Source organism: Staphylococcus sp. GDY8P72P (assembly GCF_016890655.1).
Taxonomy (GTDB): domain Bacteria; phylum Bacillota; class Bacilli; order Staphylococcales; family Staphylococcaceae; genus Staphylococcus; species Staphylococcus arlettae.
Map to the genome: position 1 here is coordinate 108,754 of NZ_JAFEQJ010000014.1, position 12,749 is coordinate 121,502.

Consider the following 12,749-nt stretch of genomic DNA (forward strand, 5'->3'; position numbering starts at 1 on the left):
TCATTTCAAGTGTTCCTTGTAAAATTAAGACTGCTTACGTAGGTCCATTTCCTCTAAAAGGGGGTAGATTTCACTGCGAGGTATTTTGTTAGCGAAAACGTATTTTAAGATATAATTTGATTTGATACTAGCGCCATAAATATCTTTTGTTAATTCGATATTTGGTTTAATAAATAAATCCATAGGTGACTCTAGACTTTCCCCTTTACGTTGCGGTGCGATATAGTCAATGTCGTTTTGTTTTTCAAAGCCATGTTCAAACAGAAAGCGGCGACGATTACTTAAAATAGTTGATTGGTCTTCAAGTTGTTCTGTGTCTTCAGGCTCTTGTTTCACTTCTAGCATAATAAAGTTAACATCTCGTGAATGTAATTGATTGGATAAATGGTTAATCTCTTTTTGAATTTCTTCTAATGTTAAAGCGATAACTTCGTCGTGGTTGGGGTTGTCTTTGGCAATAAGATAAATTAAAAAAGATGAGTTGGTTGTAGCTTCGTAATGTGCTGTTGCCAGACTTACTGCTTGGCAATCTTCTAGACCTACGAGAAAGATATAATCATCTTTCGTATATTTATTTTCTAAAGATTGACGGAATATCTTTTCTCCTTCAGCTAAAGATACGTCTAATTTAGCATCATAGAGCTGGATTGCTTCTTTAAATAATGGATCATTGACGGATTTCACTACTTTAAATTCCATACTTAAACCTCCACGTTTGTTGTTTTGCCCATTATAGCATATGGCTTTTTCTATGTATGGATGAAATATTTTTTTATTATGAAAAGGAATGCAACATAGCTTCCTGCTATGTTGGCAGTTTTTGTGCACGCTTTCCGCGGGCTTTGCCTCAGCCTGTAGTCTTCGGCCAGTGCTATTCCCACAGGAGTCGGCCCAAAACTGCCCATATTTCATGCCAGATTTAGACGAACTATTACCTGAAGTAGTCTATGTTCTAAAGTAAGAATGGAATATTATTGAATCGTCTCATACCACCATAGCTTATCGACATAATCTATGACTTTGTTGACAGTTTTTGTGCACGCTTTCCGCGGGCTTTGCCTCAGCTGGTAGTCTTCGCTGAGAGTTATTTCGCAGGATTTTGCCCATACCCATATTTATGAAAAGTAGTAGCAGAACTGATACCTAAAGTGTAACTACAGACAATATAAAAAGACTGGACTATTATTAATAATAGTCCAGTCTTTTACTGTTTGTAGCTTTAAGATTTTGGTCCACGTGTTTCTTCAGAAAAATGTTTACCGAGAATCTTTTCATCATATGCGGCATTTAAGTGATTCACTTCTTCATGGGAACTTGTATCTTTAGCAGCAACTAAAATAAATTTATTGTCCATAAGTTCTTTTTTATAACGTTCAGACGCTTCATCAGAAAGGTTGTAGTTTGCAAGTACTACACTTTCAGTATCTTCGCCAGTCATGATTTTAGCCACTTTATCACTAAATGTGCCACCAGTAGATGTTAGATTGATTTCTGAATCATGTAATTCATCTAAATGTAATTTAGATTTACTTAGCACTGATAGTTCGTAATCTTTATACCCCTCTGCTCTCTTACTATCAATTGCTTGATATAAACTCTCTGCATTATCGACTACAGTAAATTCTGTCATGGTTACCCCTCCACTTGTTGTTTTCACTTATTGCATGTTTACCCTTGAAGCATGAAAATAAAACGAATTTATTAAATTATATAATGTTTCTCGTATCTTGACAAACACCATGAAAACACTATAGAAAACGATTGCAACGTGCAGTGTAATCGTGCTCGAAATAATATTGCGGACAATGTATATATTGAAAAAAAAGGTGGAATTTGGTATTATCGTATAATAATTTATCTAACTCATATAATCTGAAGAATACGGCTTTAGAAGTTTCTACCATGTCGCCATTAACGATATGACTATGAGTAACACCCCAATACAAAACAATGTAAAACTATTGCTTTTATTATTCACATGATATTAAAAACAATAGGGCTTATCATACATAAAGTGCTTGCGCAGAATAGCAACGGGAAATGTTTATTCAACTTTAGCACTTAGATAAGCAATTATCTGGCTTTTAAATGCTAGTTACATAGTTGTATGGCTTGTTCACTCGTAGATCCTGAAACTTTGTTGGTTTAGGGTTTTTTTTGTATACAAATTGAGGAGGTTTTTTCGAGTGGATTTGTTGGAACGCAAAGTAAAAGAGGACGGTATTGTAATTGATGAAAAGATTTTAAAAGTAGATGGTTTTTTAAATCATCAAATCGATGCAGGCCTGATGCAACAAGTGGGACAAACGTTTTATGAGCAATTTAAGGATGAAGGCATTACTAAAATATTAACGATCGAAGCTTCAGGTATCGCGCCTGCAATAATGGCAGCATTACAGTTTAATGTACCGTGTTTGTTTGCGAAAAAAGCAAAACCAAGCACTTTAACACAAGATGTCTATCATGCTGATATTCATTCATTTACTAAAAATACAACGAGTACGGTTATTGTCTCAAATGAATTTTTAGCCAAAGATGACCGAGTACTTATTATTGATGACTTTTTAGCTAATGGAGATGCCTCATTAGGATTGAATGAAATTGTTAAACAAGCCCAAGCTTCAACAGCGGGAGTAGGCATTGTTATCGAAAAAAGTTTCCAACCTGGCAGACAACGATTAGAGGACGCAGGATTACGTGTTTCTTCATTATGTAAAGTAGCTTCATTGCAAGGTAATAAAGTGACATTTGCCAGCGAAGAAGTAGGCACACAAATATGAAGACGTTTATTTTAAGTGTTCAACATTTATTAGCTATGTACGCGGGAGCCATTCTCGTACCTATTATTGTAGGGACTAGTTTAGACTTTACGCCTGAACAAATTGCATTTTTAGTTACGATAGATATTTTTATGTGTGGTGTCGCGACATTTTTACAAGTATGGAAAGGGACGGGGACAGGTTTACCTATAGTTCTAGGTTGTACATTTACAGCCGTAGCTCCAATGATTTTAATAGGACAGACTAAAGGTATAGATGTATTATATGGCTCATTATTCTTATCAGGTATTTTAGTCGTCATCATTGCACCGTTTTTCTCGCAACTCGTTAGATTTTTCCCGCCTGTTGTAACAGGTAGTGTCGTTACAATTATTGGGATTAATTTAATGCCAGTGGCTATGAATTATTTAGCTGGTGGTGAAGGTGCTAAAGATTACGGCAATGGCAATAATATTGTGTTAGGCGTTGTTACACTGTTGGTTATCTTAATTATTCAACGATTGACAACTGGATTTTTTAAATCCATCGCAATTTTGATTGGCTTGCTTGTTGGGACAATACTGGCTTCTACATTCGGTAGTGTTGATGTGAAGCAAGTAGGAGAAGCACATTGGTTTGCTTTACCACAGCCATTTCGCTTTTCAATGTTTAGTTTTGATTTTGGAGCAACACTCGTATTCTTTATTGTAGCTTTAGTGAGTTTAATCGAATCTACTGGTGTCTATCATGCGCTAAGTCAAATTACAGGAAAACAACTTGACCGTAAAGATTTTCGTAAAGGTTATACTGCCGAAGGTCTTGCGATTATGTTAGGTGCTGTGTTTAATGCTTTTCCGTATACGGCATATTCACAAAATGTGGGCTTGGTTTCATTGTCAGGTGCTAAGAAAAACAATGTTATCTATGGCATGGTCATTTTGTTATTGATATGTGGTTGTATCCCTAAATTGGGTGCTTTGGCTAACATGATTCCATTACCAGTATTAGGCGGTGCCATGATTGCTATGTTTGGCATGGTTATGGCATATGGTGTTAGTATATTAGGTAATATCGATTTTAAAAATCAAAATAATTTGTTGATTATTGCGGTATCAGTTGGACTAGGAACGGGTATAAGTGCAGTACCTCAAGCGTTTGAATCATTAGGTGAGCAATTTGCTTGGTTAACGCAAAATGGTATTGTTCTAGGCGCATTATCAGCAATTATTCTGAATTTCTTTTTTAATGGTATAAAGTATCAACAAACGACAGAAGTTATGAAATAATGTAACTATAAATAAAAATTGGAGGCTGTACTAAATGTGGGAAAATAAGTTTGAAAAAGAATCTTTAACTTTTGATGATGTATTATTGTTACCAGCGGAATCAGATATCTTGCCGAAAGACGTGGATTTAAGCGTGCAATTATCGGATAGAATCAAATTAAATATTCCATTGATTTCTGCTGGTATGGATACAGTTACTGAATCTAAAATGGCAATTGCTATGGCACGTCAAGGTGGACTTGGTGTTATCCATAAAAATATGAACATTGAAGATCAAGCTGATGAAGTACAAAAAGTAAAACGCTCAGAAAATGGTGTTATTACGGATCCATTTTATTTAACACCAGAAGAAAGTGTATATGAAGCAGAAGCATTAATGGGTAAATATCGTATTTCAGGTGTCCCAATTGTTAATAATAATGAAGAGCGTCAATTTGTCGGTATCATCACAAATCGTGATCTACGCTTTATTGAAGATTTTTCAATTAAAATTTCAGATGTTATGACAAAAGAAGATTTAGTCACAGCACCAGTAGGTACAACACTTGATGAAGCAGAAGAACTGCTACAAGAACATAAAATCGAAAAATTACCACTTGTCGAAAATGGTCGTTTAGAAGGTTTAATTACAATTAAAGATATTGAAAAAGTATTAGAATTCCCACAATCAGCGAAAGACAGTCACGGTAGATTACTTGTTGCCGCGGCAATCGGTATCGCAAAAGATACAGATATTCGTGCTGAAAAATTAGTTGAAGCAGGCGTTGATGCTTTAGTTATTGACACAGCACATGGTCATTCCAAAGGTGTAATTGAACAAGTGAGACATATTAAAGAAACATTCCCAGAAGTAACATTAGTTGCAGGTAATGTTGCGACAGGTCCAGCTACAAAAGCATTATTCGAAGCAGGCGCAGATGTTGTAAAAGTTGGTATTGGTCCAGGTTCAATCTGTACGACTCGCGTCGTTGCAGGCGTAGGTGTGCCACAAATTACAGCAATTTATGATTGTGCGTCTGAAGCACGCAAACATGGTAAAGCGATTATTGCTGACGGCGGTATTAAATTCTCTGGTGACATCATTAAAGGATTAGCTGCTGGAGGACATGCCGTAATGTTAGGTAGCTTACTTGCAGGTACTGAAGAAAGTCCTGGCGAAACTGAGATTTTCCAAGGTAGACAATATAAAGTATACCGTGGCATGGGCTCTCTAGGAGCTATGGAAAGTGGTTCAAATGATCGTTACTTCCAACAAGATAAAACGCCTAAAAAATTCGTCCCAGAAGGCATTGAAGGACGTATTGCTTTCAAAGGCTCATTACAAGATACAGTTTATCAATTAATGGGTGGCGTAAGATCAGGAATGGGTTACACAGGTTCAAGAAACTTAGAAGCGTTAAGAGAAGAAGCTCAATTTACACGCATGGGACCTGCTGGTTTAGCAGAAAGTCATCCACACGACATTCAAATTACTAAAGAATCACCAAACTATTCATTCTAAGTCAAAGGAGATAAACAATTATGGAAATGGCGAAAGAGCAAGAATTAATCCTTGTACTAGACTTTGGTAGCCAATACAATCAATTGATTACACGACGCATTCGTGAGATGGGCGTCTACAGTGAATTACACGACCATGAAATTTCAATAGAAGAAATTAAACGTATGAATCCAAAAGGAATCATATTATCAGGTGGACCGAATTCAGTATATGAAGAAGGCTCATTTACAATTGATTCAGCAATTTATGATTTAGGTATTCCTATTTTAGGTATTTGCTACGGTATGCAACTAACTACTAAATTATTAGGTGGTAAAGTAGAGCGTGCAAACGAGCGTGAATATGGTAAAGCTGTGATTAATGCTAAAACAGATGAATTGTTCTTTGGTTTACCTGAAGAGCAAAATGTTTGGATGAGTCATTCAGATAAAGTAATTGAAATTCCAGAAGGTTTCGAAGTAATTGCAGATAGCCCTAGCACAAATTACGCTGCAATTGAAGATAAAGCACGCCGTATTTACGGTGTGCAATTCCACCCAGAAGTACGTCATACTGAATTTGGTAATGACTTATTACGTAACTTTGTACGCCGTGTTTGTGAATGTACAGGCGAATGGTCAATGGAAAACTTTATCGAAATTGAAATTGACAAAATTCGCGAACAAGTTGGTGACCGTCGTGTCTTATGTGCGATGAGTGGCGGTGTAGATTCATCAGTAGTAGCAGTGCTGTTACACAAAGCGATTGGTGACCAATTGACATGTATTTTTGTAGACCATGGTTTATTACGTAAAGGTGAAGGCGACATGGTTATGGAACAGTTTGGTGAAGGCTTCAATATGAATATTATTCGTGTAGATGCCCAAGAACGTTTTATGAATAAGTTAGCAGGCGTATCTGACCCTGAACAAAAACGTAAAATTATTGGTAACGAATTTGTTTATGTCTTTGACGATGAAGCTTCAAAACTAAAAGGTGTCGATTTCTTAGCACAAGGTACGTTGTACACTGACGTCATTGAATCAGGTACTAAAACTGCACAAACAATTAAATCACACCATAACGTTGGTGGATTACCAGAAGACATGGAATTCCAATTAATCGAACCAATCAATACACTATTCAAAGATGAAGTCCGTGCATTAGGTATCGAATTAGGTATTCCAGAGCATTTAGTATGGAGACAACCTTTCCCGGGTCCAGGACTAGGAATCCGCGTGTTAGGTGAAATTACTGAAGACAAATTAGAAATTGTACGTGAATCAGATGCTATTTTACGCCAAGTCATTCGTGAAGAAGGGTTAGAACGTGAAATCTGGCAATACTTTACAGTATTACCAGGCATTCAATCTGTAGGTGTCATGGGAGACTACCGTACATACGATCATACGGTCGGAATCCGTGCTGTAACATCGATTGATGGTATGACAAGTGACTTTGCCCGTATCGATTGGGAAGTCTTACAAAAGATTTCAAGTCGTATCGTTAACGAAGTAGATCGCGTGAACCGCGTAGTCTACGATATTACTTCTAAGCCACCAAGCACAATCGAGTGGGAATAATAGAATGATGCAACCCCTTAGGTATAAGCCTAAGGGGTTTTTAATGTGTTTAAAGTTATATGTGTTTTAAGAACATAAAAAATTTGCTAACTATTTGTTGTTTATTAATGTTGTGTTACGCTTAAAATAATACGTTGAAAGGAGTTATATTGTATGAAAAAGTTAACTTTAGCTAGTGTTACAATTACATTATCATTAATACTTGTAGGTTGTAATAGTGATACTTCAGAAGGCTCAAACAATACACAAAGTGATAACACAGACAATCAAGCAAAGACTGAAGAAAAGAATAAAGATGATGCAGCGATAGAAGAAAGTAAAAATAATGAAGTTACTAACGATGATAAAACTGAAGCAAGTAGAGAAGACAACACTAAAAACAACACTAATAAAAATGAGTCAGAAGAAAAACAAACCAAAAATAATAAAGAAAGTTATTTAGCTGATTTTAGTTCTAAAGAAATAGAATATGCTAGAATCTGGGAACAATTAGGACCTATGAAAAATAATATGAAAGGTATGGATACGTTATATGTGAAAGAAATACCAAAAGGATCAAAAGTAAATCCACAGGCTGAAAATAGCGCTGTGTATCAGGAAGATGTTGTGAAATTAGAAGCACCTATAAAGGCTGGTGGCTCAGTGACCTATAGTAGTAATGGCGATGGGACGATAAATGTGTATAATAAAGTTCCTTACCGGTGGGCAGATTCACAAATGAGTGATTACAGCAACATGGATGAAGTGACAAAGAAAGCAATTGAAGAAAATATCGAAACTGTTGATGTTAAGCCTACAGATAACAAAACAATAGCTGAATTAGCAAGTAAAATTGAATACAGTAAATAACATTATGCGTCAAAAATTATTATAATAGTGGTGGTATACTTATTTTATAGATAATGTTATGTGCATAAATTTGAAAATTAAACAATGACAGTAAAGAGGAATATTTATATGTGGAAGAATATCGAGATAAGCGTATCTTTTATTATCTTTTTAGTTGCATTCATTTTTGCTATATACTCATTTTATGATAATTCTATTGCATTAGGTGTTGGAGCATTCATATGTTCCTTAGTAAACCTTTACTACATGATTAAAGAGTTAAAAGAAAAGAGAGAAGGTAATTATTAAAATTCTCGCTAATATAAAATATTAAGGATGTGGTTAATTGGTTTTCGTATACATAATTTTATCTGCTATTTTACTTTATTATGCGATTAAATATGGTATAAGAGATGGTTTGATTGATCGAGATGCTAATAAAGAAAAACTTATTTATTTAAATAAAAATGAAAGCATATTTGAAGAAATTGACGATATATATAGAACAGTAAACAAAGAAAAGAAATCTGAAGCTAAAAGAATTTATGACGAGTCATATGATGTATTATTATCTAAAACTGCACCTAAGGAAAAATATGATACCTTAGTACAATATAAACAGAAAATAAAGAATTTAGAAAATGGATAAATCTATAAAGGGTTAGAAATTTTGTTATCATGCAGTTTCTAGCTCTTTTTATTTTGCCTTTAATAGGAATAGGTGACGTCTAAAAATTGAAGATTTTAGGTGATTTTTCGATGTGTGATAGTAATAAAAAGGTAACTAAAACTTGGTACAATTGAATAAATGGTTATTGAAGCAAAGTGACGTTGATATTGCAAAAATTCACTCAAAAATAAAGGGGATAAGGTGTGAATATTATGTATTTTGATAAAGACAATATAGATATTAAAACATTAAATTTTCGGAATTTAGAAAGCACATGTCATTTAAGTTTAAGTGAGGGTCAATACCAGTTATTAGATGGTGGTGACACTATAAATCAAGATTATTTTTCAACTGTTTATAAAAATGCTATAAATATTTTTGAAGACTTATTTTGGTCTTCTGATTTTATAAATTTAGTTCACGTTGTATATACTTATAATAAACCTTATAAAAAAACGAATATGATTAAAAAATTTACAACGCTGAGTCTTGAAGAGTTATTCTATTTTAAAGAATATCGAAAAGTGGACGACAATGATGTTTTGTGTGATGAGTTCACATACCATTGTTTTGTAAGTAACATTAAATATAAACGGTTATTAAAAGCTATATCCAATCAAGATTTTAAAGGGTTAATTCCAAATATTAAGCAAGATTATAATTACTCTGAAATATATATAATAAATAACACCAAAAATTTAATATATCATTTATATGATGATAGAGGTCTTTGGTTAGCTTTTAATAAGGATGAGGACTTTTCAAGATATTGTAAAAAGTATAGTCATTTAATATTTGATATTGATAATGAGAAGATTTAGTATTTTTAGTCACTACTCTAGTTTTTATTTTTTAGATAACAGTGAAGTTATAGATTTAGTTTGTTATTCATTGAAAAAAGTTATATTAAAAGGAGCAATGGACATTTAAGTTCATTGCTCCTCTAGTTTAATATTGGATAAGTTTGCTTACTATTAATACTAAATTGCTTTATTTGCGAGTCTCAAAGCCACAGCATAAACAGATTATAGCTACGACAAAAGTGACTGGGGCCAATTTAGCTAGGATTAATAGAGGAATCGCCATTAGTAAGTAGTTATAATCATATTTAATTTTGCTCATTTTTATAATATCTTATCCTTTTAGGTTTTCTCGTATTCAAATATTTACTAGTTACTAGTGTGAGCATTGGTGCAAAAGTTATTAAACTCGAAGTAGCTAGGAAGGCTGCAGTGGTACTTTCTTTCGTTAATATCGTATGTATCGATAAGATAATAAAGTACATGTATATTGGCAAGGTAGCCCAAAATATTGCTTTAATGTTATTACTAGATGGTTCGGATTTGTTAGAAATTATAATACACGCCCATTGTGACACTGTCACTTCTATTTGAAATCTTCTGGTTTAGTGTCGCTATTCTTCACTTGTTTGCTGTTTGCTCTTATTAATAAGATGGTATTAATGATAAAGAGTATGGCTAATACAATTAAGGCTGGTGTGCCACCAAAATTAGTGAAATTCAATATAAATAAAATAATCATGAATATAAGATTAATTACGTGATGTATGTACAAGATCGTGGTCATTTTATCACCTCCTATGCTGGGTAGGTTAACTACTTTAGTGCTAATTTAACATGCAACGCTGTATCTGAACAATGGAGTTTAAGTGGTAGCGTTTATTTAGTGAAAATTAAAAAAATGCGTATCATTTTTAGCTAGCTATATGGTAGTATGTACGGGTTAATTAAAAGTAAGGGAAGGTGAGAAGATGGTAGCAATGTTCAACAATCATTATAAAAATATCATTCTTTGTTTAATTGGTACTTTGATAAATGCTATCGGCGTAAATGGTTTTTTATTAGGATCTAATTTGGGAGATGGCGGAACGGTCGGTATTTCATTAGCATTAAAATATGCTTTTGGTTTTTCACCAGCAATCACCACATTACTAATAAATGTAGTTCTTATTATTATAGGTTGGAAATTTTTAAGTAAAAAAGTAGCTATTTATACTGTTATATCCAATACTGCACTTTCATTATTTTTAGGACTTACTAAAGATATAAATTTAGGGATTGATGATTTTGTTATCAACTCAGTATTTGGTGGAGCGATTATTGGTATTAGTGTGGGTATCGTTTTGTCGACAGGCAGTACGGTAGGAGGACCTGCTGTTATTGCTAGAATATTAAATAAATATTTTGGATTTAAAACTGCTAAATCTATTTTCTTACTAGATAGTTTAATCGTGTTATCATTTTTAATGGTATTACCTTTAAAAAACGTACTATTTACGATAATTATGTTGTTTATTACGGAACGCGCAACATCGTTTGTCATTGAAGGTTTTAACCCTAAAAAAGCGGTAACGATTATTTCAGAACATAATGAACAAATTGCTGACAAAATTAATAGTTTCACTGGTAGAGGTTCAACGATTTTACCGAGTAAGGGTGGTTACTCAAAAAATGACTCAGGTATGCTTTATGTAGTAGTGCCTCAATCGCAAGTGACAAAAACTAAAAATTTAGTATATTTAGAAGATGATAAAGCATTTTTAGTGATACATGATGTCAGAGATGTACTAGGCAGTACTTTTATTAATAACATCACATAATAAAAAAGTTAATACACATAAAGTAAGCTAGAAAAGTATAATTCAACTTTTCTAGCTTATTTGTTTATTGCCAATAATTGAATAAAGGACCTTGGCTACCAAATAAAGGGTCTTTTGCAGGTAGTGTTACCGTTGCGATGTTATCGACATTTTGAGGACGTTCTTGTGGTTGTCCTGTACAGAAATCATAACTTATACCATTAGGATAGGCGCCAACAACAGTAAAATCGGGACTACTATCGACTAATTTATGACCAGTGCCTGCTGGTAAAATGAGGACATCACCAGATGCGACAGCTAATTGTTTACCTGAAGCACCGCCAAGTTGGAGAAAAGCTTCTCCAGTTACAACTGCAAGTACTTCATGGGTATTACTGTGATAATGGTGTTGGTTGAATATGCCACCACGCCAACTGCCTAGCCAATTATTATGTGCTAAAATCTGTTCGGGGTTATCAGTGCTAGTGAGTATATCTTTATATATAACTAATGGATATGTGGGGTTATTCGGAATTGTGCCATCATCGGTAAATTGATAAGTACTAATTTGGTTGTCTGTTAATTCATTCATATGCGTGACCTCCTTACATTACTAATTCTCTCATCAGGTAGGCTTTTAAACATATTTCATCAGAATTAAGTATGCATTATGATGAAATATTAGCTATCTCGACTACGCTATATTAAAGTTATATTTAAAAGTTAATTGATTGAGGGGGAGGAGTAGTACAATGATAAATGAACAAGATTTAAAGTACTTACGACGCTGTATTACATTGGCTGAAACTGCATTGCAAACGAATGACGAACCCTTTGGCTCTATACTTGTTGCAGCAGATGGGGAAATATTATTTGAGGATTTTAACCATGTCTCTGGTGGTGATCATACACAACACCCTGAATTTGCGATAGCGCGTTGGGCAGCAAATCACTTATCTGAAACTGAACGTGCTACAGCTACGGTTTATACTTCTGGAGAACATTGTCCAATGTGTGCAGCTGCACATGGTTGGGTAGGTCTTAACCGCATTGTCTACGCAAGTTCATCGGTTCAATTGGCTCAGTGGCTAAAAGAGTTAGACGTCCCGCCTGCTAAAGTTCGTAATTTACGCATTCAAGATGTCATTGCTGATACTGAAGTTGAAGGACCAGTAGAAGATTTAGCTGAAGAAGTAAGACAATTACATTATCGTTTTCATCAACAATGATAAAAGACTGTATAATTCAAACATTTATCTAAATAATAAGTGCAAGCATGTGATCAAACCTTAAGTGATAATTGAACTGACCCCAATTAGTGGGAATAAAATAAAAACACTTTCGTTGAATTCATTTAAAATGAATCATACGGAGGTGTTTTTTCTATGAAAATAATGTCTTATTCAATAGAAACAAAATATAAAACGATTGAAATGAAAGAAGCTTGATATACTGTAAAAGAAATTATGGAAGCATTAAATATCAAAAATAGCACACAGGTAAAAACTTGGTGGCGATGGTATCGAAATGGTGAAACTTATAGA

At 34.0% G+C, this 12,749-nt stretch carries 13 protein-coding genes, 1 pseudogene and 1 riboswitch; of the genes and pseudogenes, 10 read left to right on the forward strand and 4 right to left on the reverse strand.

Annotated elements, in window-relative coordinates:
* Positions 1–24: 24 nt before the first annotated feature.
* The gene (locus tag JVU85_RS07190; protein WP_002509583.1) at positions 25–699 is read right to left on the reverse strand and encodes a hypothetical protein; all 675 of its coding nucleotides are present in this window, start codon (positions 697–699) and stop codon (positions 25–27) included.
* Positions 700–1,219: 520 nt separating this feature from the next.
* Complete coding sequence (locus JVU85_RS07195) at positions 1,220–1,630, reverse strand: general stress protein (protein WP_021459322.1); 411 nt, start codon at positions 1,628–1,630, stop codon at positions 1,220–1,222.
* 213 nt (positions 1,631–1,843) lie between these two features.
* Positions 1,844–1,946: riboswitch (purine riboswitch) on the forward strand.
* A gap of 240 nt (positions 1,947–2,186) precedes the next feature.
* Between JVU85_RS07195 and xpt the strand changes: the two genes are divergently transcribed.
* The 7 genes from xpt (at position 2,187) to JVU85_RS07230 (ending at position 9,427) form a co-directional block, all read left to right on the forward strand.
* A complete protein-coding gene (xpt, locus tag JVU85_RS07200; protein WP_002509193.1) occupies positions 2,187–2,780 on the forward strand; it encodes a xanthine phosphoribosyltransferase in 594 nt (197 codons plus the stop codon).
* On the forward strand, positions 2,777–4,045 hold the full coding sequence (gene pbuX, locus JVU85_RS07205) for a xanthine permease PbuX (protein ID WP_103388593.1): 1,269 nt from the start codon (positions 2,777–2,779) through the stop codon (positions 4,043–4,045). The genes xpt and pbuX overlap by 4 nt, the downstream gene beginning before the upstream one ends.
* Positions 4,046–4,079: 34 nt before the next feature.
* Positions 4,080–5,546, forward strand: a complete 1,467-nt coding sequence (gene guaB / locus JVU85_RS07210; protein ID WP_021459320.1) for an IMP dehydrogenase — start codon at positions 4,080–4,082, stop codon at positions 5,544–5,546.
* A 20-nt stretch (positions 5,547–5,566) separates the two neighbouring features.
* Complete coding sequence (guaA, locus tag JVU85_RS07215) at positions 5,567–7,108, forward strand: glutamine-hydrolyzing GMP synthase (protein WP_204172210.1); 1,542 nt, start codon at positions 5,567–5,569, stop codon at positions 7,106–7,108.
* A 153-nt stretch (positions 7,109–7,261) separates the two neighbouring features.
* On the forward strand, positions 7,262–7,957 hold the full coding sequence (locus tag JVU85_RS07220) for a hypothetical protein (RefSeq protein WP_107376730.1): 696 nt from the start codon (positions 7,262–7,264) through the stop codon (positions 7,955–7,957).
* A 325-nt stretch (positions 7,958–8,282) separates the two neighbouring features.
* Entirely contained in the window at positions 8,283–8,585 is a 303-nt protein-coding gene (locus JVU85_RS07225; RefSeq protein WP_002509919.1) for a hypothetical protein, read from the forward strand.
* A 233-nt stretch (positions 8,586–8,818) separates the two neighbouring features.
* Positions 8,819–9,427: a DUF3885 domain-containing protein gene (locus JVU85_RS07230; RefSeq protein WP_204172211.1), complete on the forward strand. Its 609-nt coding sequence runs from the start codon at positions 8,819–8,821 to the stop codon at positions 9,425–9,427.
* 565 nt (positions 9,428–9,992) lie between these two features.
* Here the strand turns inward: JVU85_RS07230 and JVU85_RS07235 are convergent.
* The gene (locus tag JVU85_RS07235) at positions 9,993–10,193 is read right to left on the reverse strand and encodes a hypothetical protein (RefSeq protein ID WP_002509921.1); all 201 of its coding nucleotides are present in this window, start codon (positions 10,191–10,193) and stop codon (positions 9,993–9,995) included.
* Between the two features lie 184 nt (positions 10,194–10,377).
* On the opposite strand from JVU85_RS07235, the gene JVU85_RS07240 reads away from it, so the two are divergent.
* Positions 10,378–11,226 (forward strand): YitT family protein, encoded by an 849-nt coding sequence (locus JVU85_RS07240; RefSeq protein ID WP_193325422.1) that lies wholly within the window; start codon positions 10,378–10,380, stop codon positions 11,224–11,226.
* 64 nt (positions 11,227–11,290) lie between these two features.
* On the opposite strand, the gene JVU85_RS07245 is transcribed toward JVU85_RS07240, so the two are convergent.
* Positions 11,291–11,797: a cupin domain-containing protein gene (locus JVU85_RS07245; protein WP_002509922.1), complete on the reverse strand. Its 507-nt coding sequence runs from the start codon at positions 11,795–11,797 to the stop codon at positions 11,291–11,293.
* A 160-nt stretch (positions 11,798–11,957) separates the two neighbouring features.
* Here JVU85_RS07245 and JVU85_RS07250 point away from each other — a divergent pair, with 160 nt between their 5' ends.
* The gene (locus JVU85_RS07250) at positions 11,958–12,434 is read left to right on the forward strand and encodes a nucleoside deaminase (RefSeq protein WP_002509923.1); all 477 of its coding nucleotides are present in this window, start codon (positions 11,958–11,960) and stop codon (positions 12,432–12,434) included.
* A 156-nt stretch (positions 12,435–12,590) separates the two neighbouring features.
* Positions 12,591–12,749 (forward strand): annotated as a pseudogene (locus JVU85_RS07255) (helix-turn-helix domain-containing protein); the annotation flags it as partial.